The sequence below is a fragment of the Lutispora sp. QWL-02 genome (genome assembly GCF_058315355.1).
The window spans coordinates 4,153,567-4,177,657 of sequence record NZ_CM177762.1; the positions used below are offsets into that span (position 1 = coordinate 4,153,567).

A 24,091-nucleotide genomic window follows, 5' to 3' on the forward strand; every position below is an offset into this window, starting at 1 on the left:
CTCCTTACGATATGCGGCTTTTCAGCGCATCAATGAAATTGAGATTTATGATCTTCTTTAAGGTAGCCAATTGGGCAATCAGCACAAATATCATAGTAGATATTGCGGCAATTATAAATATCTTGGGCTCTATTATGGTAGGGAAAGTTATTATTTCGGAATTGAAGGATTCTCCCATGCCGTTTATCATCCTCATACCCAAGGGAATTCCCAATATAATTGCGATTACAGCCATTGTAAAGTTTTCCTTGGCAAGCATCCAGAATATATCTTTTTTGTCAAAGCCCATTACACGCAGCGATGCTAATTCCATACGCCTTTCAGCAATACTGATTATGGTAGAGTTATAGATAAGGGCAAAACCTAAAATGCCACCGAAAAGCGTATATAAATTTATAGCTACAACCATTGTATCCAGATATTCAGTAAAAGAATCCATTATATCTCTTATTGACCTGACAGAAGATATATTTTTTGCATCCTCCAGCTTTTCTTTCAAATCATCCTTTGATGCTGCCGATACACCGGTAATCATGTTCTTTTCCGTCAAAGTCTCCCTCATATGTTCTATGTTCATATAGGCGTTTACTCCCATATATTGCTTTACAATGCCTTTCACCTCTAATCTTACATCATCCTTGCCGGGGATAAAATTATTAACAGTCACATAGTCTCCTTTTTTTACATTCAACAGCTTTGCCAAGGCTTCTGTAAGAAATATGCCCTTTTGCGGCAGGACCACCCTATTATTGTTTTCATCTCTGAATTCATAGAATTCCGCATCCTTTGGAACTCCAATAACTGCTACAGCTTTCTTCCTCCATGCATTTTTCAGCTCAAAGGGATACTCCAGCCTGGGTTCAAGCTTGGCGTTGTCCATTAAATGATGCATATCCTTTATGACATTTTCGTTCATAGGCCGAGACAGCTCTATAACATAATCCATCTTTTGATACTCGCCGTACTGCATGTAAAACATGGATGTCATGCTGCCTAACATATATAAAGGCACAGTGTTTATGGCATAAGCCAGAGCCAAACCCAAAACCAAAAGTATAAATCGTCTCTTTGCTCTCAATATATTTCTTATGACCATTTTCCAGCTGAAGGACAGTCTTCGCCAGATGAAGCCTATTCCCTCAAGCCATATGTGCTTACCTGCCTTCGGAGCCTCCGGATGCATTGAATCAGCCGGCATAATTCCAAGAACATGTCTCGCTCCCAAGAAGCCTGATATGATACAGAATATGCTTGTGAGAATCATGGAATACAGCATATATATGTATTGAATTTCTATCTTTATCAAGGGTATATTAAAGAATAGGATAAACAATTCAGTTAAAAGCTTTGCTAAAAAAAGCCCCAATATAATCCCCAAAACAGAACCTGTGAATCCTATAGCCAGAGAATATTTGAGATAATGAAAAAGCACATTCATATTGCCGTAACCCAAGGCTTTTAGCACTCCTATGGATATTCTGTCGTTGCTTACAATTCGGGAAAGCGTTATAGATATAATAATGCCTGCGACCGCAAGAAACATCACAGGAATTATCTTGGACATCTGTTCAATGCCTCTCAGCTTTTCAGTAAGAACCTTATTGCTCAACTGATCCTCTCTCTTTACAATTTTTTGTACACCGTATTTCTCGAGCTTCTTTTCCAATATATCTACTATATTATCAATCTTTTCTTCATTCTCTATCCTGATAAGCAGCTCATTATAGCTTCCACTGTATCCATAAAGGGACTGAGCTAGTTCTTCATCAACATAAACGATCCCGAATTTTTCAGGGGCAGGCAGCAGTGCCTGTTCATTCTCCATCAAATAGACAAATTCGGAGCTCGCTGCAATATCCGAAACCTTCATGGTCTGAGTTCTGCCGTTTATGTATGGTTCTATAATATCTCCCTGTTTTATACTCCTTGCCTGGGCAAACTGCTGGAGCAAGATGACATTATACCCTTGCGCTTCGCCCAAGACTCCTTTATCTGAATACAATCTGTTGACGCTTCCACCGCCATGAGGCATTGAAATTATTCTGACCCTGACCTTTTCATCTTTGTTTTCAGTTTTCAAAGGTACGTCGAAAACTACTCTCCCCTGAACCTCGGTCACGCCCTCTATATTCTTTATATCCTGTATGGCCCCTTCTGGTATTTTCATAAGCTGCACATGTATGTGGCTGAATTTTGTTTCCTCATAATAAAAATCTATTGCATTATTGATGTTCACTGTAGTGGTGCTGAACGAAATAAAGATGCTCAGCGCAACAACTACAATAACAACCACAGAGATAAACTGACCCTTTGAATTCTTTATCATTCGCAGAAGCCTTACATCCAGCTTTTTCATTACCATTCAATCCTTTCAGGCGGTATGGGCTCCGGATTTTCCTTAATCTCAGTAATCTTGCCGCTTCTCATCTTGATAACCCTATCCCCCATATCTCCTACAGCCATATTGTGGGTAATAACCACTACTGTTTTATTCAGATTACGATTTATTTTATGCAATAATGAAAGGATAAGTATACCTGTCTTAAAATCTAAAGCACCAGTAGGCTCGTCGCAAAGGATAAGCAACGGGTTCTTGGCAACAGCCCTGGCAATAGCAACCCTTTGCTGCTCTCCGCCGCTCATCTGGGAGGGAAAATGATCCTTTCTGTCCAAAAGATCCACTTCTTTTATTACTTCATCAATGTCCATTGCATCTTTGCAAATTTCAGTGGCCAGCTCCACGTTTTCTCTGGCTGTAAGGTTTGCCATGAGATTATAGAATTGAAAAACAAAGCCCACCTTATTCCTGCGGTAAGCCGTAAGCTTGGCATCGTTATACTTTGTTATTTCTTCATTTGCGACTATGACCCTTCCCAGGCTGGGAGAGTCCATGCCTCCGATTATGTTGAGGAGAGTGCTTTTCCCGGATCCGCTGGGCCCTAATATGACTACAAACTCCCCTTCATATACCCCAAAGCTTACCTCGTCTAAAGCCTTGACCTCCACTTCGCCCATCTGATAGCTCTTGCTCAGGTTTTCCACCTTTATCTGCAAGGCTTTTTCCATCATCCGCCCCTCCTTCCAAGAGGTTTACATTATTTGTTAATAATATTTTACTTCAAAAGCGTTGGGAATACAACCAAATAGAAGCATTGGGGACATTTCTTTTTGCTTCCAAAATCAAAAAGAAACGTCCCCAATGCTCCATTCTATTATCAACTTATTAGTTTTATCATATTATACAGCAGGCTGGTCCCAAAACCTACACCGCCTTTTCTGCGATAAGGCAAATCCTCGTAAGCCTAGTTGGTACCGGCAATATCTATATGAAGCCGGGGCTTATCCTCGGCAAATTCCTGTATGAATAGTCCGCCCAGTATAGTGCAGTGCTGCCGCCTTGTGCACTATTTCTTATATCTGCTATGCTGGAGTTTAATAGATATCTCAATTCCTTGCCTGCAGTTTTATTCCCCAAAGCTGTAATAACTGCTCCTGTTAAGGTAGCTGTATCTATTACTTTATCTACTTTTTGTTCTCTTATGGCATCAGAACCTCCACATTGCATTCCTTCTCCATATTCTTTGCTTCCTCCGCCAATTTGGCAGGTGTCATAAACATAGGCGGCTGGTTGATCAAATCGCTGCCTACCGTTGTGCTCTCAGCACAGATTTTGACTTCTGCTAAAGCTTCGTCAAATTTATGGAAGGAAGCTTCAAATTCTACTTTTTCTTCTTTCTTACTTTCACATCCGATTTATAATCATTGAATTCATAATTAGTCAGTAATGCTGCCTCACATGCTTTTTCCACAACCTCATAGTTATTTGTAAAGGCTTCGGCATTATCTAATATAACTCTTATAGTCTTTCCTTTTAAATCCTTGCAGGTTGTAAATGCCTTAGAGAAGGTTATAAATACGGATCTATTATTCGCTTTCACCTTTGAACAGCCCGGCTTTTATCCCAGTATTTACTATGGTCTGAATCTCTTCGGGTATTGAAGACATAAGCTCCAAATCCTTTCCAAACGGTATTTTTATAGTTTCCCCCTAAGTCTACCATCCTGGCGTGCTTATCTAAATCACAATTTAATTTCCCTATTTTTCTTTACATGGATATGACACTTCTATGATCTCAGTGCTGTGGTTAGAAAGAAAAATATGAAGTTGGGATTTTTCTAGATTGAAGTTCTGAACATGAATAATTGGTCTAAACTTGCTAGTGTTTATGAGAAGATTTGGACTGTATGCATCTTCATTATATTTTGCATAAACTATATCGGCAATAATCAAAGTGTGGTCCCCTGCATCCATCATATTGAGTACTTTACATTCCAAGCTTGACATGCCCTCTTCTATACATGGAGCCTTTATAATAACAGATGGCAATCTAGTAAAACCGGAACGGTCAAATTTATTTTCCCCAAACTTAGTTGAATAAGAGCAACCAACCATCTTTTCAGCCATAGACATATCAGGAATATTTACTCCGAATTCACCTGTTCGTTCTATGTTCTCGAGGCTTCTTTGCTTTTTGGGCTTATTCATCAATGCCAGAGCTACCCTTGGAGGCTTATGAGACACTGGGTTTATCCAGCTAAAAGGTGCTATATGATCTGTACCGTCATCATTTTTCGTAGTGCAGAGTATGGGACGGCTGGGCTGCAATAAGAAAACGCTATTGAAAAGTTCACTCTCATTCATTTCCTTCTTCATATTTACACACCTTCTATTCATCCAAAGCAATTAATTTGAAAACTACAGTATTATATGGATCGGGACATGCTACACAAGTTGTATTGCCTTCCGGTTCCCATGGGAAGGTTCCTCCAAACTTCAACGAGAAGGCATAAGGAAACAAAGCATTATAAGCCCATCCACAAAATTCGCTTTTATTTATGTCAATAACATACTCATCTCCAAGTTTTATGCCCAAGTCACAGCCCTTTCCTCGTACCTCTATGACTTTTGCTATAACCTTCTTTTCTTTCATGTTCATTTCTCCTTAAAAATAGATTGAGTGGGGTTAGCCCCCCACCAAGGCACCAAATAACGATATCATATCTCTATCTTCTAATTTACGCTCTCTTATCTCTCTTTGAGAAAGCTTAACTCCATTTAAAACCACAATCACAGTAGGTTTTAATACATCATCTCCTACATGCTCGGACAGAATTGTTAGAAATTCTTCCACTGATGTATTTTTCTGTACTTCGTGGTAAAAAAATTCGTGCTTATTTATCCCGCATAATCCGCCTCCGATTTTTACTGTGACTTGAATCATAGAAAAAACCTCTACAATAAATTTTTTTCTTTAATATATTCAGCAAGAAGTCTTACGCCATTCTTTACAGTTTCCTCCGGTGATGCCAGGGAAATCCTTATAAAGCTTTTCCCCGAAGGTCCGAAAGTCCTTCCTGATGCAACAGCAACTTTCCTCTGGAGTAGAAGCTCCTTTGCAAACCCTGTAGAATCTTCGCATTTTGCATTTATCCACATGTAGAAGGCACCTTCAGGCATAAAATAGTCTATACCATATTCATTGAGAATAGAAGCTGCAATATCTCTATTCTTTAGATAAGATTCTTTGGCAGACTCAATAAAGTCCTGTGGACCTGTAAGTGCTGCTTCAGCTGCCTTTTGTGAAACTGCAGGAGTGCAGGATACGTAAGCTTCCTGCATTTTGGTCATTTGAGCAATAATATCCTCTGATGCCACAGCATATCCTACCCTCCAACCAGTCATAGCATAGCTTTTGGACATGGTATATATTGCCACTACCCTGTCGTCAGTATCATAATTCAATGCACTAACATGTTTACCCTTAAAAACAATCTTTTCATATACCTCATCAGATATCAGGAATAAATCATTTTCCTTTACAAAGGATACAATCTCTTTCATTGTTTTCTCAGGGAAAATAACTCCCAAAGGATTGGATGGAGTATTTACAATCAAAACCTTTGTCTTTGGTGTTATCAGCTTCTTTAATTCCTCAAAGGAAGGTAAAAACCCATTTTCTGGTGTAAGTGTATACCTTACAGGTACAGCTCCTGTACTCATTATTATGTTCTCGTAATTAGGCCATCCCGGATCTGGAAGCAAAACTTCATCTCCAATTTCCGTCAAAACCCTTACTGCATTAGCTATAGCCTGAACTCCTCCAGTAGTTACCACTGTATTCTCAGGTTTCAAAGCTAATTTATAATCATTATTCAGCCTGTCGCTAATTGCCTTTCTTAGAGGCATGAAGCCTGCATTAGGAGTATATTTGGTGTACCCTTCTTTTAAAGCATTGCAGCCTGCTTCAATAATATTCATAGGAGTTTGAAACAGGGGCTCACCTATTTCCATATGGTATACTCCTTCTATACCCTGCGATAATTCTACTATTTCTCTAATACCTGATCTTTTCTGATTTACTACCATCTGCGCCATCTTAGGCATTATCATTACCTCCAGTCTATTTTACTATTTAATAGCTATATTCATTTCTTTCAGTTCCTCTGCCACATAATCAAGGTCTAACATCCTGAGTACTTCTTCCGTAGGCCAGCTTGTCTCTTTGTCCCATCCATGAAGTGTATAATACTTGTCAAGCATGCCATCGAGCTCTTCTTGACTGTTCACGGCATCATCTGCATCCGGCCTGTCAGGAGTAGGCTCGTTCATAAGCCTCCAAGGCAATGTGTCATCTTTTCTTGTAGCCCCTTGCCTTACATTAAAGCATTTTTCCAAAGTTACTATTCTGCGCCCTGTTTTCATAAGCTCCTCTTCGCTTACATCTACTCCTATAGCGGCTGAGAATAGCCCTGCCATAATCTCAGGAGTTATACCATAGAGTGCTGTAGAAGTGAAAGAACAAAAACCCAGACAATCGGTTGCAGCATAACAATCCTCATGCCATCTCACAATTTCGGCTCTTTTTTCTGTCAAATATGGACTTGCCAGGTCTTCATCTCCTGTTATCTTCTTTATTACTTCTCTTGCATCAGGGCCCATTCCAAATTCAGCAAAGGTCTCTGTATGAAGGTGGTCTGCACCTCTAGGATTTACTGCAAAGGCAAGTGCATAGGCTTTAGCAGATCTTGTATCCACTCTTGACTGTTCCAGTCCCTTCCCATGGACAGCCCATTTATATGAGTCTCCTCCAATCTTCTCCGATGCTATCTTGACCCCTTCTGCCAATATATCACCAAATCCTTCTCTAAAGGCAACCTTTCTTATCATTTCTACAGCTGCTTCTGCATTGCCCCATCTTAGATCCAGGCCATCCAGATCATCAATGTCAATTACTCCTCTTTGGTAGCATTCCATTGCCCACTGTATTACTGATCCGGCTGAAATAGTATCCATACCATAAATATCTATAAGCTCATTCATTTTTATTACAGCATTGGTATCCGAAATTCCGCATCCCGAACCGCAGGCACTCATAGTCTCATACTCGGGGCCACCAGTATAAGCTCCGACAAAGGCTCCTTTATCTGCAGTACTATATCTATGACAGCCAATTATACAGCTGTAGCAGCCAACTTTTCTCTTTAAATATCCACCATTAGTAAAATTCTGTCCTGTATATGGTGTTATATCATCAGCAGCACTTCTTTGGAAATTGTAGGATGGAAAAACTTTAAGTTCATTTATACCATACAAGCTTCCTGATGTACCGTAAAGACCCATGCCTTCATAACCTGAGTCGCTTTTCAAACTTTCCTTGGCTTCTTTTACTCTTTCATGGAAAAGTTTTGGATTTGCCGGGGATATTGAACCACTACCCCTAACAACTATTGCCTTAAGATTTTTTGACCCCATTACCGCTCCAGCGCCTCCACGGCCTGCTGCATTATATATGGAAAACATTACGGATGCAAATCTCACCAAATTCTCACCGGCAGGTCCAATGGATGCTACTTGTACCTCTTCATCTCCAATATCTTTCTTAATGGATTTGTCCAATGTCCTTACATCCATTCCCCAATACTTAGAAGCATCCCTTATTTCAACATTATCATCATCAATCCATATGTAAACGGGTTTGTCAGCTTTTCCATGAACCACTACATGTCCATAACCGGCGTATTTGAGTTCTCCTCCCCAATAACCGCCGCCATTAGTCTTGAGATAAAAATTAGTAGCGGGACTCAAACATGTAACTGTTGTTCGGCCTGAACTTGGAGATGCGGTACCTGTCAAAAGTCCGGTACCAAATATTATTACATTATCAGGTCCCAAAGGATCTGTATTAGGTTTTACATGCTTCCATAATAATTCTGTATTTATACCTCTACAACCTATATACTTAAGTAGTCGTTCTTTGTTTATAGGTTCCCTCCAAATTTTGCCGGTTGTAAGGTCAACATGTAAAATATCACCTGCAATTTTACGCATTATAGCACCTCCCCATATTGGTCCGTTATAATCCCCATAACCCTTTTCCTTCTTTTATCCTTCATAGCTACACTTATATCCTCATATTTAAGAGCCTTTCCCGGACAGTATTCTACACACTGAGGGTCGCCGCCACAAAGGTCACATCTTAATGGAACCTTTTTCGCCGGATGCATATCTATTGCTCCTATTGGGCACGCATTGGCACACTCTTTGCAACCTATACATAATTCTTCAACAACCTTTGCAAAACCGGTTTTCGGATCTCTAGTCATTGCACCCGTAGGGCAAACTTTTTCGCAAACCGGATCCTCACAATAGGCACAAGTTACAGGAACTGTCAGGCATATTTCTTCAAAGCTTACAAACTTTATCCTTGCCATGCTTTTAGAATACACTCCTTCATGTTTATAAGAACAGTTCATTGCGCATTGCTTGCAGCCTATACACTTTTGTGGATCAATAGTTATTAACTTTCCATGCATTTTTCTACCTCCTCTATTCATGTTGATTATTCACATAAATAGTTATTATTCTCTCTAATCATTGCCTGAAGTTCTCCTGCCTCCAAAACATCACCTAAAAGTATAACTCCTGCCAGTTTACCCTTTTTATATATAAATTTTTTATAGGAATCCTTAGTTGCTTTAACATCGCAATCAAAATTTCCTTCAGTACCACTAAAATTGGTTGTACCTATCGCTACAAATGGAAGTCCTAAAATTTCCAAAGCATTTCTCGAAAGAGAACCTCTATATCTAATCTTTTCCCCTGCCATATTGAGACCTGCAATCTTGCCCTGCTCCACTGCATGAGGCCAGATAGCTACATTTTTGAAACTGTTTGTTGTTATCTCATAGGTACTTGCCACATCACCGGCAGCGTAAACTCCTGGCATTTGGGTCATCATATATTCATTAACCTTCAAGACTTCTTTTTTAGAGTCCATACAGTTAATAAAGTCGGTGCATGGTCTAACACCTTTGCAATAAACAGCCATAGCATATTCCTTTTGCTGTCCGTTATCTAATAAAACAGTGATTTTATCTCCATTTGTTTCTATTCTTTTAATATCCATACCGGTTTTTATGCTTAATCCCTTTGAACGCAAATGATTCATTATCCTTATTGCCGCCTCTTCGTCTGCTATTTTGGACAATATATAGTTTGATTTAATAACCATTTCTCCGGTACAGCCTGCCTCATATAAAGCACAAATAAGCTTAATTCCTACAAGGCCGCCACCGGTTATAATAATATTGCCTTTGTTATTGGCTGTTTGTTTGATTCTTCGTGCTTCCTTAAGAGTACGAAGTCCTGTGGCAGCACAGCCTACTTGTATTCTATCTTTTGGAATTACAGGATTTCCTCCAGTGGCAAGGAGTAAAGCATCAAATTTCAACTTAACTCCATTATCTAAAATCACCTCATTGTTATCCATATCTATGTCATTTGCCATTGTATCCAATACCATATTGACGTTTAAATGTCTTAACTCTTGTTCATCGGTAATATATAAATTTTCCTCATTAACATGTCCGGCTATATAGTGGGTAAGCAACACCTTAGAATACGGAAGAAATTCTTCTGCGGAAATGATAGTTATTTCTCCATCTTTATCTATAGAACGAATAGCTCTTGCTGCAGTAAGTCCTGCTATACTACCACCTAAGATGATATATCTTTTCATCTACTTCACCCCTTTATAGCCAGAAATAATTGTCTTCTCTCTTCTCCTGCTTGAAGTCATGCCTATAGGACTTCTCTGCGCAGTCAATGCTCCTGTAGGGCAAAAACTGGCACACAATGGTTTGTCCCAGTCGCTGCAGCCATCACACTTAAAGGCAGTATTATTAATTCTCAAAGCGCCAAAGGGACATTCCATAATACAGCTCCAGCATCCTACACATTTATCTTTGTTTACAATTACTGCTCCCTTATCTATATCAGCTTTCAACGCTTGAGCAACACAAGCATTTACACAGACAGGATTTTCGCAGTGTCTGCATATACTGATGCTACTCCCCTCCGCTTCCGGTTCTATAAATAACAAAGCTTTAGGAAGATCTGAGATTAGCTTTTTATCTGAATGCTTTCCATGACTTACAGAACAGACTGCTTTGCAAAGACCGCATCCAGTACACTTTGATTCATCAACTCTAACCGTAAGCACTGTCTAAACCTCCACTCAACTATGATCTCCTACCCTATCTAGAAACGGTTTATAAGAAGCATCTTTCTTAAGCTCATTCTCCATTGCCGCTGCTCCATTTCTCAACATAAGTGCAATCTCTACCGCCCTGCGACCTACATCTTTAGATGATTGTACGGCAACTTGAGCATCGTATTGATTGGCTTCTAATTGTTTTTTCAGTGCGTTTCTATCCACATCATTAGATGTCCAGCCGCCTCCTCCGATATATGACTGCCACATATCCCCAGTTACAGGAATACATTGCATTAGAAGAGCATGGTTTATAAGCTCTGTTAATGTATGCTCTTGACCGGAGCAAATGTGCACACCTTGAGCAATGCTGCCCACAACTTTCAACAGCTTCGGCAGCTTTTCAAAGCCTGACTCATAAAGCCCCTTGTATCTACCGAATGTGGAATTGCCCAACCTATCAATAAAGCATTTCAACTGTCCCGGCATTCCCATATGATAAACCGGTACCGAATATATAATTACATCTGCATCTATCCAAAGATCTCTTAACTGCTGAAAATCATCTTTAATTATACATTCTCCTGAATTTTCACCACATTTACCGCAAGCAACACAAGGTCCAAACTTTTTTCCTCTTACCGAATAGCTTGTACAGCTTACTACATCAGGAGCAGCTTCATGAGCAGATTGAATAGCTTGATCCAATAAATATTCACTGTTACCCTTTCTCGTGCTTCCACAAATTCCAAGTACATTAAGCTGTTTCACAATATAACCTCCGACTATTTATTTTCACTGATTTTATCTTCTCCACAACCTGTCATCATAAGACCAAGTGTTTGAAGGTCAACTTCATTTCTTTTTACATTTCCCATAATTTTACCGCGGTATAAAACTATTATTCTATCCGACAATTCAAAAAGTTCATCAAGGTCGCTGGATATGAGCAATACTCCTACATTTTTTTCAGCACTTTCTACCAGCTTTTTTCTAAGATATTCAGTGGCACTAAAATCCAATCCTCTTGTAGGCTGGCAGGCAACTATAACCTTTGGTGTTTCCATAAGAGTCCTTGCAAGGATTACCTTTTGCTGGTTACCTCCAGATAAATTTTTTATGGGTGTGGAGCTATTTTCCGTCTTTACATTGAAGTCTACTATTGCTTTTTCAGCATTATCCTTTATATTCTTGTGTTGTATTACTCCCTTCTTAGAAAAAGGCTCTCTCTTCATACAATCAAGAATTAAATTCTCAGCTATGGACATTTCTCCTATCATCCCATTTTCATGCCTGTCTTCCGGTATATAGCCTATTCCTTCACTACGCCTTTTCTCGACACTCCAGCCTTTGATATCAGCTCCATCAAGCAGTATACTGCCTTCTTTAAGATCTCTCAAGCCCATCAGAGCTTCAGCCATCTCCACTTGGCCATTTCCGGCTACTCCAGCAATTCCTACTATTTCGCCCTGACCTATGGTATAACTTATATTGTCTACAACAACCTTTTTATTTTCATTTTCTACGGATACATTCTTTAATTCCAAAACATTTTTGGAACACTTCACATCTAAGCATCTTTGCACAGGGGCAGACATTTGTCTATCTACCATCATTCTCGCAATCTCAGGTATTGTTGTGCTATCGGTTTGTACAGTGCTTATATGTTTTCCGCCTCTTAGCACAGTAATCTTATCACTAATCTGCATAGCCTCATTTAGTTTATGGGTGACTAATACTACAGAAAACCCCTTGCTTCTTAAATCTACAAGGAATCCAAGAAGCGCCTCTGCTTGTTGAGGTGTAAGTACGCCCGTAGGTTCATCAAGGATTAGCACCCTTGCCCCTTGATATAAGGCTTTTAGTATTTCCACCTGTTGTCTTTCACCTATGGAAAGATTCTCCACTCTATCTTTTAACCTTACATCAAAGTGGTATTCAGACAACAATCCTTCAATTTTTTCCTCATATTTCTTCCAATCCGGCTTAAAATCACTCCATTTAAGCGTGGGCATAACTATATTCTCCAAGACTGTATGGCTATAAATCAGAGAAAAATGTTGATGTATCATACCTATGCCTTTAGCTATCGCCGCATTAGGACACCATCTATCCTGTACTTTCTCTTCACCTATTGTTATTACACCGCTATCTTGACTGTACATGCCATACAGAATATTCATCAGTGTACTTTTCCCCGCTCCGTTCTCTCCTACTAAAGCTCTAATTTCTCCTGTTCTTAAATGAAAACACACATTTTGAAGTGCATGTACATTTCCAAAACTCTTTGTTATATTTTCCATTAAAATTTCTGGTGCCAATATTGCATCATCAGTCATAAACTCACCTCCAGCTAAGTATTTTGCCGGATACAAGAGAGACTACAAATCTCTTGGCATCAAGATATAATCCTTCTTCTTAAGATCTGTAGTCATCTGCATGTAATTGGCAATATTACAACTCTTGCTATTTCATAATTTCTTCGTGAATGTTAACAGGAATCTCGATTTCGCCATTTCTGAATTTTCCAGTAATCTCCATTATATCTTTTTCTACCTCTGCCGGTACGCTGCCCCTAAAATCTGCAAATTTGAAGTACTTTGAACCTAAGTCATATATTTTCTTTTCAAGAGTTCCATTTGTATAGTTCTCTGCAACTTCTCTATACATCATAGGAGTGTCGAGCATGAGACTTGTCATTATCGCCTTAGGATTGTCTTCATAAAGATCCCAACAGTATCCTATTACTTTTGCATCCTTAGATTCTGCAGCTTCATATACACCCTTTGCAGCAGGTCCTGTAACAGTGAAGATTACATCTGCTCCCTTTTGTATCTCTAAGAGTGTCATTTCTCTATGTTTTGCAGTATCCATCCAATCTCCAGCCCAAAATACTATGACTTCTGCATCGGGATTAACATATTTTGCCCCTTCTATTATGCCGCTGAACAACGATTTCAAAACTGGAATAGGTGAACCTCCAAGTAAACCTATTGTACCTGTCTTGCTTGCTTTTGCCGCTGCTATACCAACCATATTTCCATATTCATAAAAATTTGGTGCAAAGGCTGCAACCTTAGGTGAATCAGGAAGCTCGTCCGCCATTGATGTCATCATCATCCATCTATCCGGGTATTTAGGTGATAATTCTTTCCATGATTCTATCATCCCATTATCAGGATATATTATCATGTCATAGTCTTTATCTAAGTAATTCAATGCAGTTTCACTGATTTTAGGATAAGGAACATTTTCAGCTACTGAAACTTCCCAGTCATATTCATCCTTTAACATCATCAAGCCTTTGTAATGAGCTCTGTCCCATCCTCCTGCATGTTCAGGATCCGGTATAGAAAACATAGCGCCTACCTTAACAGTCTTAGGTGTATCCTCTTCCTTCTGTTCAGGCTCCTTTGCAGCATTATTATCTCCTCCACAACCTGCAAAAACCATAGAAAGTGAAAGAATCAAAACTACTAAAAGCAATAAGTTTTTTCTTTTTAACATTTAATATCCCCCTTTTCATTTCTTAAAATTTTATACAAATATCTAGACCGATAAATATCTAATTATCAATGTTCACTTCCTTATATACAGCTTGCCTACATCAGCCGGACCTTTTGTTTGCCCGGTGAGCCCAACAACAAGCAATGTAAGTACATAGGGAAGCATGAAATAGTAATAGGAATTCAAGAAACTTCCCAATGCCTGAGATCTGAAAGCCAGAGCCTCTCCAGCCCCAAATATTACAGCCGCAATAGAAGACAGTATCGGATTCCATTTACCAAAATAAACAGCTGCTAAGGCAATAAATCCTCTTCCAAGAGTTATATTATCGGTAAATACCCTAACCCATCCAACTGTTAAAGCCGCACCACCAAGAGCGGAAAGTACTGAGGCGATAATAAGAGTAATAAACCTTACTTTTATAACATCTATACCTGCAGCATCTGCCGCATGGGCATTTTCACCAACTGAGCGCATTTTGAGTCCTGGCCCCGTTTTAAATAAAAACCACCACATAAACACTGCAAGTATAAAAGCCATAACCTCAAAAGGAGAAAATCGGAATATCAGAGGTTTCATCATAGGAATCATCTCTTGAGCTCTGTTACCTGCAAGTCTAAATACATAGCTTGTTACACCCAATGCAGCAAGATTGAAAGCTATTCCCACTACTACTTGGTCCGTGGGCAGATATACTGTAATTGCAGCTATAATTATCCCCATTATTATTCCTACTATTAGAGTTATTAGCACTCCTACCCATATACCGCCGCCAAAAATTGTTCCTAGTATTGCAGCTAAAGCACCGGTTAACATCATACCTTCAACTCCAAGGTACGAAACCCCTACTCTCTCTGCAATTAAAACGCCTAAGGCACAGTATATAAGCGGCGTGGCTGCCCTTATGGTAGCAAGTAAAAAATCTATACCCCAGCTTGCATCCATCATCATCACACCTTTCAATTCTTACCTTTTAATTTTCTAAGCATAAGCCATGAATTAAGACACACAAAAAGCACTACGGGTATACCCTGCATAATGGATATCATTGCGGAGGGAACTCCTGTCATGGCCTGCATATACCTTGCTCCTGTCTCAAGTATTGCAAGTATAAATGCCACAGGAATAATGCCCAAAGGATTAGCACCTAAAAATGCAACAGATACACCTGCAAATCCCCAAGGCAAAGCCCAGCCTTCAGCTACTCTAAAGGTAACACCCATAACCTCTATTCCTCCTGCAAGACCTGCCAAAGCAGCACCGGCAATAACTGAGCCTTTAAGTATTTTGCCTACATTAATTCCTGCAGTTTTTCCAGCTTGCTGATTATAACCTACAGCTTTTAGCTGAAATCCTATAACGGAATTTTTCATGAGCCATGCTGCTATAAGAGCTATCAAAACAGCAAGCCATACACCTATGTGTACCCCTGTAGCTGATGGAAATGCCATAAGCTGATATTCGGCCGGAACGGCCCTTGTAGCACCATAAAAAGCCTTGGGATCTTTCATCACGCTAGTAACTAGTGCGTACACAAGATTTATACATGTAAAATTCATCATAATAGTAGTTGTAACTTCATTTGCACCTCTTTTAACCTTTAAAAACAGAGGTATCAAAACCGCTACTATTCCAACTGCCATAGAAACCAACAAAGCTACAGTTATTACAACAAAAGGGCTTCCCTTCATATTAGTGGTTACAAATACTGCAGCTAAGGCTCCTATCTCAAGCTGACCCTGGCCGCCTATATTGAAAAAGCCTGCTTTATAAGGTATATATACCGCTAAACCTGTAAGTATTAGAGGCGCCATTTGCATCAACGTAAAGACTATTGATCTTTTACCTCTCAATGCGCCCTGAAATAGAGAGCTTATTACTGCCAAAGGGTCAGCCCCATATATAAGCGACATCAATGCCAAAATGGCAAGAGAAATCAATAATGATAAAATTGAAATACTGAATTCTGATTTGAAAACCCATTGAATAAAATTAGATCCTTTACCTTTTCTGATGGTAGGTTTGCTATCCACCTGTCTCACCCCTTTAAGTCTGCTGCCGAATAAACTCATAATTTATCCTTGTTAAGCTTTGCTTAACTCTTCCATAGGAATAAATGAAATCTCAGGATGTCCATACCTTGAGCCTCCAAAAGCTTCTGCAATTTCGGGATTTTTAAGTCCTGTTCTTAGTCTGTCATGACATGGTTGTCCTACTAATACCATATCTCTTCCATCTTCGATGTCTGTGCTTAATATACCGCTTCCATCCTTTTCATCTAACATACATACCAAATCCGGGAATACCGTTCTAAGCTTTCCGTCAATCCAAAGCGCCATAGTTTCGTTCTTTATAACTAATTTTGCTTCTCTCCCTGCAAAATCGGCACTTCCCTTTAACTTTACATTTGTTATATAAAAGCCTCCCTTGTCCTCACCTTGAAGCTTTTCAACTCTGCCCTGAAATAGCTTTATTCCTCCAAGTTGTCCTATAACTGCACTGATTGGGTCGTTGCCTTCTTTTCTTGCTTTCATTAAAGATCGGCCTATTTTGATTGCTCCAGTTATAGTATTCGGTATAACAGATCTTTTCAGTTCTGCTCCGCTCATGGGATAGTGACTATTGGCACCCATACCTCCGCCTCTTGTTACCATCCATCTTCCTATTTCATCAGCAAAGGTTGGCTTGTTCTGTTCGGAAACTATTATAGTGTTTCCCATGGTATCTACTAAAGGCATAGGCACAAGAGATATACCATGACCTAAAAAACTTGCCATTTGAGTCTCTGGTGCTGATCTTCCAACTGAATCACCGTCAATAGTACTAATGCCCATTCTTGCAGCAAGAGATAGTATTACAGGTGTATTCAATCCCCCTACCTCAAAAGGTACAACATAGTCAATTTCCTTGCCCTTATAATCAGACATGGCTTTTGCAGCCTCCATAAGCTCAAACTTTTTTTCCCATCCTTTGATTAGCTTTCCAGTATCCATTCTATCTAGAATACTAACTGAGCCCATTATTCCACCGCTTATAACAAAGGCATCATCAGGCACATCCTGCGGGTCAATCAGTGTTATTTCTCTTTTTATACTAAATTCATTTTCCAATATAGCTTTTCCTAGCTTCGGACTTCCTCCTCCGCCTGTGCCGACAATTGCCAGACCCTCAAGCAAAGGTTCAATATCAGAAGCTGTAAAAACATATTTTCTCATACTAATCCTCCAATTCTAATGAAACTCTAACCGATTACACATATCCCATTCTCTTGGAAATCTCTTTAGCAGCATTTACTACGTAAATTGACATCTCTTCTACTTTATCCCTTGTAATCTGTATTACAGTTCCAGAAATGCTAACTGCACCAATAGGTTTACCTGAATTATCAAAAATCGTCGATGCTATACATCTTATAGATTCTTCATTCTCATTTTCGTCAACGGCATAGCCCTTTGCTCTTACTTCTTTAAGATGTTCTTTAAAATCTTCAACAGTTATAATAGTCTGATCCGTCAATCTGGGCATACCTTTAACATTAAGATGTCTTACTGTCTCTTCTTCCGGTAAATATGCACATATAGCTTTCCCTAGAGAGGTACTGTGAATATAGCTTCTCTGTCCTATATATGAAGCCATTTGAATGCTTGTTTGGCTTTCAACCTTATCGATATATACAATTTCACTATCTATTAATAGAGCAAGATGAACAGTAAGCTTAGTAGCTTCCCCTAGTTTTTTTAGGATTGGCTCCGCCTGTTTCCTTATGTCCAAAGCCTCTTTTACTATACCTCCAAGTTCCATAAGCTTAAGACCTAAATGATATTTGTCTTCATCGTAATCCTTGTCAACATAGCCACATTTTTGGAGAGTTGTTATAAGCCTATGGACAGTACCCTTTGCAAGATTTATATTCTTGCTAATCTCGGTAATGCCCTTAGGCCTCCCTTTATCTTCCGCTAAATAATTTAAGATTGTTACGCCTCTCTCCAATGAGCGTACGGTTGTTTTTTCTTCATCATCATTTTTCAAAAAATAATCCTCCTTTCGGCTAAAACTCAAACGCACATAGAACATCATGGGCTTCTTTAAGAGCTTTTCCAGTATCAACCTCTGCACCAAAATGCTTCAAACTATTGCCTAGTGCAGATATGGTTGGCAATATATATTTTGGAGATGCAGATATGCCCATTGTGCCTATTCTTACATTATCAGGCCCTATTTCGCCATTGCCCAAGGCTACTAAATATTTCTCCAGCATGTACTGTCTAAAATCTCTTTCTAAAATACCTTTAGGCAGTCTTACAACTGTTACAACGTCTGAAACTAACTTTTCATCCTTCGTTACCCTTTCAAGGCCTAGTGCATCCATGGCATTTCTTACTGCTTTTCCTGCAAAGCTATGACGTTTTATTCTTTTTTCCATGCCCTCAGATAAAATATCCTCCAAAGCACCTTGCAGGCCCCATACCAAAGTTGCCGGCAAAGATACTTCATGAGGAGCCCTTGCAGTAAATTTAGGTTCTTCCCCTCCGGTTTTCCACCACTGATGATATTTCTTTACCTTGATTTCATGATACCTTCTCCATGTCTCCAGATCTAAAGAAAGAGAGCTTATTTCTGTCTTCCTGTTCTTTATCTTTTCATATACCTTATTGCTAATAGCAATAGATGCAATCCCCTGAGGTCCATTCATGCACTTTTGTGCACTGCCGAAGCATAGATCAATACCCCACTTGTCTGTCTCTAGTTCTACTCCTGCTATAGAAGATATTGCATCCACGGCAAATATGATGTCCAAATCTTTACAAAGTTTCCCAAGCTCCTCAACAGGCTGCATGGCGCCCGTTGTAGTCTCATCATGTACTACATAAAGGCCCTTAATATTCTTATTCTTTTTAATAATATCCCTTACCTTTTCAATATCTACTTCCTTACCATATTCAACCTTAAATTCAACTGGAGTAACACCGATAATTTCAAGTATACTCTTAGCCACTGCTCCAAAAATTCCAGTATTTATTACCAGAACTGCTTCTCCTTCTTCAAAAGTGCTCCTTAATCCCATTTCTATTGCATAGGTGCCAGTACCAGTAATAATGAGCACTTCATTGTCTGTCTTATAAATCTTCTTTAACATCTCTACCGTTTTTTCTTCAGTTTCAAAATATGCGGGATAATAAATAGGCTGATTTGCCTGCTGCCCCATTCTCCTTAAAGCAGTATACGAAAGAAATGTTTGTCCACAGCTCATGTTTATATACGCCATATGCTTCCCTCCATAGTATTATTTGTATCGTATGATGGAACGCCGTTTCCAAATCATATATTCTATTCGTCATTATTCGATTAAATCCTTCTTTTATATACAACAAATCTTTTAAATATTACAAATTTTGTGTTAGAATAATCACAATCCAGGCTTACTTTGTTATTCGTGTCAACTCCAGGATAGAAGGTAACTTTCTTATTAATGAAATTGCCTATGTCATAAACGAGAAAAAACAGATTTAAAATTTTTTAAAAATTTTGAAGGATTTTTCGATTTCAAATAGAATAGGTTAATATAATGGTACGCCGTTTCACTTAATGAAACGTAAAAATTAGTTTTGTATCAACCCCATTGAAACATCTTATTCGTAACGCTATGTTTCATGGGTTGATATATTACGTTCAATTATGGGAGGTCGGTTTTATGAGAAGAATTGAAACAATAAGAAAAATAGCGGACTTGGGTATTGTTGCTGTGGTCAGAACCGAGTCAAAGGAACAAGGCATTAAGATCGTTGATGCCATAAAGAATGGCGGTATTAAAGCCATTGAAATTACTATGACGGTGCCTGGAGCTTTAGACATAATTAACGAGATATCTGAGACTTATAAAAACGAAGATATCCTCATCGGCGCAGGTACGGTACTGGATCCTGAGAGTGCAAGGGCTTGTATGTTAGCCGGGGCTCAGTACATTATAAGCCCAAATTTGAACATCGAAACTTTAAAAATTTGCAATCGCTATAGAATACCTTCGTTTCCCGGTGTTATGACAGTCAAGGAAGCTCTGGAGGCCATGGAGTACGGCGCTGAAATATTGAAGCTCTTTCCGGGCAGCGCTTTCGGGCCATCAATAATAAAGGCCTTTAAGGGTCCTTTGCCACATGCCAATTTCATGCCCACAGGCGGGGTAGATATTGATAATGTAAAAGACTGGTTTGAGGCTGGTGCAGTAGCCATTGCCACCGGCAGCAGCCTCACAAAGGGTGCTAAATCGGGAAATTATGAATTAGTAACTGAGACAGCTAAAAAATTTGTAGAAGAAGTAGCTAAGTATAAAAAATAGGGGGTAATGTTATGGGTAAGTTCGTGACATTCGGAGAAATAATGTTAAGGCTTTCTCCGAATGGATATGAAAGATTTGTTCAAGCAAATAAGTTCAATGTTTTTTTTGCAGGAGGAGAAGCCAATGTGGCTGCATCTTTAGCAAACTATGGCCTGGATAGCCATTATGTAACAAAGCTTCCCGCTCATGAAATAGGACAAGCTGCCATAAATGAAATGAGACGCTTCGGTATAAAGACCGATTACATAGTCAGAGGCGGAGATAGAATAGGCGTATACTTTTGTGAGAAAGGGGCTTCCCAAAGGCCCTCCAAAGTCATATATGATAGGGCAAACTCTGCTATAGCAGAGGCCAAAAGAGATGATTTTGATTGGAAAAAGGTATTTGAAGGAGTTGAATGGTTCCACTTTACAGGAATAACCCCTGCATTATCCGATAATTGCGTCGAGATCACATTAGATGCTTTAAAGGCTGCAAAAGAAGCAGGGGCCACGATCAGCGTTGATTTAAACTATAGAAAGAAATTATGGAGCACAGAAAAAGCGGGTAAAGTTATGGCCGAGCTTGTCAAGCATTGTGATGTTGTAATCGCTAATGAAGAGGATGCGGAAAAGGTATTTGGAATAAAAGCCGGGAAAACAGATGTAACAGAAGGCAAGTTGTGTGATGAAGGCTATAAGGCAGTAGCAAAAGAACTGTATGATAGATTTGGTCTAAAATATGTTGCCATCACTTTAAGGGAAAGCTATTCCGCTTCCGATAACGGGTGGTCGGGCATGCTATATGACGGCAAAAACTATTATAAGTCAAAGAAATATGATGTTCATATCGTTGACCGTGTTGGCGGTGGGGACTCCTTCTGCGGCGGCCTCATATATGGGCTTTCCTCGGGTATGGATAACCAATCCGCTTTAGAGTTCGCAGCAGCTGCTTCTTGCTTGAAGCACACTATTGAAGGTGATTTTAATATGATGTCCGTTGATGAAGTGATGAACCTGATGAAAGGCGACGCTTCCGGCAGGGTACAAAGATAAAATGCGTTATAGGGAGGTCAATAGCTTATGCTTTCTTTAGAACATATAGGTATATGCTCAAAAGATACAATATCCTTAAAAGACTGGTATGTAAAATATTTCAATCTGGAAATAGTCTATGACAATAAAAAGGAGAAGCCTACTTATATTTTAAAATTTCCTGATGGAGGATTGATGGAAATATACTCTGCAGATTTTAGCAATGAAATATGCGGCAATAAACATCAGGGCATAAGGCATCTTGCCTTTGGCAGTGACAATATAGAAGCCGAATACGAAAGATTAAAAAACGAAGTAAAGATCGAGAAGCCCTTAGAAGCAAATGCAAAAGGAGTAAAAACCTTTTTCTTCAGAGATTTGGAAGGAAATCTTATACATTTTGTTCAAAGACCTTCTGCTCTTTGATTATAATGATAAAAATAGAGTGGTATCCGGCAAGTTCTGGATACCACTCTATTTTTACTTGCTCGACAGCTTTATCATATTATACAGCAGGCTGGTTCCAAAGCCTACTCCACCCTTTATACAATAGGGCAAATCTTCTTGAGCCCAGTTGGTACCGGCTATATCTATGTGGAGCCAAGGCTTATCCTCTACAAATTCCTGTAGGAAAAGTCCTCCGAGTATAGTGCCTCCCCCTGCACTGCTGCCCATAGCACTGTTTTTTATATCTGCTATACTTGAGTTCAACACATGCCTAAGCTCTCTATCTGCAGGTAATCTCCACACTTTCTCGCAAGAAATTCGGGATGCCTTCTCTGCAAGCTTTGTCAATTCGTCATCATTGGAAATTATGCCTGCAGTTTTATTCCCCAGAGCTGTAATAACTGCTCCTGTTAAGGTGGCTATATCTATTACTTTGTCTGCCTTTTGTTCTCTTATGGCATAGGTTATGGCATCTGCTAATGTGAGCCTGCCTTCTGCATCTGAGTTATTCATTTCTATGTATTTCCCTGCCATGGACTTTAGGATATCCCCGGGCAAATATGCATCTCCTGATATCCTGTTTTCGCAGGCTGCAATTATGCCTACCACATTTGCTTTCAAGCTCATTTGTGCAATAGCTTTCATAGCTCCTATCACTGCCGCAGCCCCGCTCATGTCTCCATGCATAGTTGGGAGAGAAGAAGGGGGCTTTAAGGAATATCCGCCGCTGTCATACATTACACCTTTGCCCACGAGCCCTATTATTTCCTTGTTGTCTCTGCCTCCAAAGTATCTCATCACTATCAGCTTGGGGGTGTTTACCGAGCCTTTACCTACTGCAAGAAAAGCATTCATGCCCAACTCCTCTATATCTGGCTTGTGGAAAACCAAAACCTCCATATTGCATTTTTTCCCGATAGTCTTGGCTTCCTCTGCCAGCTGGGCAGGAGTCATAAACATAGGCGGCTGGTTGATCAAATCTCTGGCTATCGTTGTACTTTCAGCGCAGATTTTGGCTTCCTTTAAAGCTTCTTCAAACCTATCAAAGGAAGCTTCAAATTCGATTTTCTCAACGGTATTTATTTTTGCTTCTGATTTGTAGCAATCAAACTGGTAATTTGCCAATAATGCGGCTTCGCATATTTTCTCTACAATGTCATAGTCCTTTGCACATGCTTTGGCGTTATCAAGCGCGACCCTGACGATCTTTGCCTTTAAATCCCTGCAGGCTGTGAATGCCTTTGAAAAAGCTATAAATACGGATCTATTGTCTGCTTTTCCCTCCTCACCTAGACCAACAAGCACTACATTGACGATTTTATCCTCCCATAGCATAGAAAGCTTATATATCTCTTCACTTTCTCCTTTGAACAGTCCTGCTTTTGTGGCGGCATCCACTGACGATGCTATGCCTTCGGGAATTGAAACAGCCAGCTCCATAGCCTTACCGAAAGGAATTATCAAAGCATCATATTTTGTATCCTGCTGAGTTAGTTTTATTAACTCCATATGTAACACCTCCTGATTTCTGAATTATCATTATTTTTAAGGCATATCTCTGATTCCTTTAAAATTTCTTCCAGCTAAAAAAAATTTATTTTTCTGCTTCTTCTCTGTATTTAAAATAGCATTTAGGGCATAAAGATTCATACTCCACCCTTCCTGCACTTTCTATAGCTACTTGATCGCCTTCGAAAACAAATTTTCCGTTAATTTTTCTTCCGTTCAACATTGCCTTTTTGCCGCATTTGCATATAGTTTTAAGCTCCTCGATGCTGTGAGCTATGAGCAAAAGCCTTGTGCTGCCTTCAAAGCCTTCCATTCTGAAATCGGTTCTAAGTCCATAGCATATTACCGGTATGTCCAGTTGGCATGCAATCAGAAAAAGCTGGTCTATATGATAAGCCTTCAAGAATTGTACCTCGTCCACAAGCAGACAATGAAGCCCTCCATTAGCTTTTACCCACGTTTCCACAATATCATATATATTGTCTTCTTTATGTACAAGATAGTCTGCTTTACGTGTGACGCCCAGCCTGGATACCAGCAATTCGCCGCCTTTGGTATCTGACATCGGCTTTATAATTATTGCCTTCATGCCTCTTTCTTCATAATTATGAGCCACCTGAAGCAAATTGGTGGACTTGCCGCTGTTCATTGCACCATATCTGAAATACAGCTTGCTCATATATAAAACCCCCATGTAATAGAATTCAGAGCTCAGAACTCAGAGCTCAG

At 39.5% G+C, this 24,091-nt stretch carries 25 protein-coding genes; 3 read left to right on the forward strand and 22 right to left on the reverse strand.

Going from position 1 to position 24,091, the window contains the following annotated elements; translation table 11 throughout:
- Positions 1-4: 4 nt before the first annotated feature.
- The 20 genes from AC4HCY_RS19720 to AC4HCY_RS19815 form a co-directional block, all read right to left on the reverse strand.
- Positions 5-2,356 (reverse strand): ABC transporter permease, encoded by a 2,352-nt coding sequence (locus AC4HCY_RS19720; RefSeq protein WP_491094973.1) that lies wholly within the window; start codon positions 2,354-2,356, stop codon positions 5-7.
- Positions 2,356-3,066, reverse strand: coding sequence for an ABC transporter ATP-binding protein (locus tag AC4HCY_RS19725; RefSeq protein ID WP_323434138.1), 711 nt, complete (start codon positions 3,064-3,066; stop codon positions 2,356-2,358). Before AC4HCY_RS19725 ends, AC4HCY_RS19720 begins: the two co-directional genes overlap by 1 nt.
- Positions 3,067-3,322: 256 nt before the next feature.
- Complete coding sequence (locus tag AC4HCY_RS19730) at positions 3,323-3,565, reverse strand: hypothetical protein (RefSeq protein ID WP_323434137.1); 243 nt, start codon at positions 3,563-3,565, stop codon at positions 3,323-3,325.
- 154 nt (positions 3,566-3,719) lie between these two features.
- Positions 3,720-3,938, reverse strand: a complete 219-nt coding sequence (locus AC4HCY_RS19735; protein ID WP_323434136.1) for a M17 family peptidase N-terminal domain-containing protein — start codon at positions 3,936-3,938, stop codon at positions 3,720-3,722.
- Between the two features lie 157 nt (positions 3,939-4,095).
- Positions 4,096-4,713, reverse strand: coding sequence for a flavin reductase family protein (locus AC4HCY_RS19740; protein WP_323434135.1), 618 nt, complete (start codon positions 4,711-4,713; stop codon positions 4,096-4,098).
- Positions 4,714-4,726: 13 nt separating this feature from the next.
- Entirely contained in the window at positions 4,727-4,990 is a 264-nt protein-coding gene (locus tag AC4HCY_RS19745) for a TIGR04076 family protein (RefSeq protein ID WP_255226901.1), read from the reverse strand.
- 33 nt (positions 4,991-5,023) lie between these two features.
- The gene (locus tag AC4HCY_RS19750; protein ID WP_255226902.1) at positions 5,024-5,281 is read right to left on the reverse strand and encodes a ubiquitin family protein; all 258 of its coding nucleotides are present in this window, start codon (positions 5,279-5,281) and stop codon (positions 5,024-5,026) included.
- Positions 5,282-5,292: 11 nt separating this feature from the next.
- Positions 5,293-6,444, reverse strand: a complete 1,152-nt coding sequence (locus tag AC4HCY_RS19755; protein ID WP_255226903.1) for a pyridoxal phosphate-dependent aminotransferase — start codon at positions 6,442-6,444, stop codon at positions 5,293-5,295.
- 24 nt (positions 6,445-6,468) lie between these two features.
- Positions 6,469-8,388, reverse strand: a complete 1,920-nt coding sequence (locus tag AC4HCY_RS19760) for an aldehyde ferredoxin oxidoreductase family protein (protein WP_323434134.1) — start codon at positions 8,386-8,388, stop codon at positions 6,469-6,471.
- On the reverse strand, positions 8,388-8,873 hold the full coding sequence (locus tag AC4HCY_RS19765; RefSeq protein ID WP_491094974.1) for a 4Fe-4S dicluster domain-containing protein: 486 nt from the start codon (positions 8,871-8,873) through the stop codon (positions 8,388-8,390). Before AC4HCY_RS19765 ends, AC4HCY_RS19760 begins: the two co-directional genes overlap by 1 nt.
- Positions 8,874-8,899: 26 nt before the next feature.
- Entirely contained in the window at positions 8,900-10,078 is a 1,179-nt protein-coding gene (locus AC4HCY_RS19770; RefSeq protein ID WP_323433632.1) for an NAD(P)/FAD-dependent oxidoreductase, read from the reverse strand.
- Positions 10,079-10,561, reverse strand: a complete 483-nt coding sequence (locus AC4HCY_RS19775; RefSeq protein WP_323433633.1) for a 4Fe-4S dicluster domain-containing protein — start codon at positions 10,559-10,561, stop codon at positions 10,079-10,081.
- A 15-nt stretch (positions 10,562-10,576) separates the two neighbouring features.
- On the reverse strand, positions 10,577-11,323 hold the full coding sequence (locus tag AC4HCY_RS19780) for a flavodoxin family protein (RefSeq protein ID WP_323433634.1): 747 nt from the start codon (positions 11,321-11,323) through the stop codon (positions 10,577-10,579).
- Between the two features lie 14 nt (positions 11,324-11,337).
- A complete protein-coding gene (locus tag AC4HCY_RS19785; protein WP_323433635.1) occupies positions 11,338-12,891 on the reverse strand; it encodes an ABC transporter ATP-binding protein in 1,554 nt (517 codons plus the stop codon).
- A gap of 127 nt (positions 12,892-13,018) precedes the next feature.
- Positions 13,019-14,059, reverse strand: a complete 1,041-nt coding sequence (locus AC4HCY_RS19790; RefSeq protein ID WP_323433636.1) for a BMP family protein — start codon at positions 14,057-14,059, stop codon at positions 13,019-13,021.
- A 72-nt stretch (positions 14,060-14,131) separates the two neighbouring features.
- On the reverse strand, positions 14,132-15,013 hold the full coding sequence (locus AC4HCY_RS19795; RefSeq protein ID WP_491096156.1) for an ABC transporter permease: 882 nt from the start codon (positions 15,011-15,013) through the stop codon (positions 14,132-14,134).
- 5 nt (positions 15,014-15,018) lie between these two features.
- The gene (locus AC4HCY_RS19800) at positions 15,019-16,092 is read right to left on the reverse strand and encodes an ABC transporter permease (RefSeq protein ID WP_323433638.1); all 1,074 of its coding nucleotides are present in this window, start codon (positions 16,090-16,092) and stop codon (positions 15,019-15,021) included.
- Between the two features lie 51 nt (positions 16,093-16,143).
- Positions 16,144-17,274, reverse strand: coding sequence for an S-methyl thiohydantoin desulfurase family protein (locus AC4HCY_RS19805; RefSeq protein WP_323433639.1), 1,131 nt, complete (start codon positions 17,272-17,274; stop codon positions 16,144-16,146).
- Between the two features lie 34 nt (positions 17,275-17,308).
- Entirely contained in the window at positions 17,309-18,088 is a 780-nt protein-coding gene (locus AC4HCY_RS19810; protein ID WP_255226914.1) for an IclR family transcriptional regulator, read from the reverse strand.
- 19 nt (positions 18,089-18,107) lie between these two features.
- Positions 18,108-19,325 carry a pyridoxal-phosphate-dependent aminotransferase family protein gene (locus AC4HCY_RS19815; RefSeq protein ID WP_255226915.1) on the reverse strand — a complete coding sequence of 406 codons (1,218 nt, stop codon included), beginning with the start codon at positions 19,323-19,325 and terminating at the stop codon, positions 18,108-18,110.
- 426 nt (positions 19,326-19,751) lie between these two features.
- On the opposite strand from AC4HCY_RS19815, the gene AC4HCY_RS19820 reads away from it, so the two are divergent.
- From AC4HCY_RS19820 to AC4HCY_RS19830, 3 genes are read left to right on the forward strand one after another with little or no spacing between them, the layout of a single operon-like run.
- Entirely contained in the window at positions 19,752-20,393 is a 642-nt protein-coding gene (locus AC4HCY_RS19820) for a bifunctional 4-hydroxy-2-oxoglutarate aldolase/2-dehydro-3-deoxy-phosphogluconate aldolase (protein WP_323433640.1), read from the forward strand.
- An 11-nt stretch (positions 20,394-20,404) separates the two neighbouring features.
- The gene (locus AC4HCY_RS19825) at positions 20,405-21,427 is read left to right on the forward strand and encodes a sugar kinase (protein ID WP_323433641.1); all 1,023 of its coding nucleotides are present in this window, start codon (positions 20,405-20,407) and stop codon (positions 21,425-21,427) included.
- Between the two features lie 27 nt (positions 21,428-21,454).
- Complete coding sequence (locus AC4HCY_RS19830) at positions 21,455-21,832, forward strand: VOC family protein (protein ID WP_491094975.1); 378 nt, start codon at positions 21,455-21,457, stop codon at positions 21,830-21,832.
- A 54-nt stretch (positions 21,833-21,886) separates the two neighbouring features.
- Here the strand turns inward: AC4HCY_RS19830 and AC4HCY_RS19835 are convergent, their stop codons facing one another.
- Positions 21,887-23,362 (reverse strand): leucyl aminopeptidase, encoded by a 1,476-nt coding sequence (locus tag AC4HCY_RS19835; protein ID WP_323433643.1) that lies wholly within the window; start codon positions 23,360-23,362, stop codon positions 21,887-21,889.
- Between the two features lie 85 nt (positions 23,363-23,447).
- A complete protein-coding gene (locus tag AC4HCY_RS19840) occupies positions 23,448-24,041 on the reverse strand; it encodes a thymidine kinase (protein ID WP_323433644.1) in 594 nt (197 codons plus the stop codon).
- Positions 24,042-24,091 lie beyond the last annotated feature (50 nt).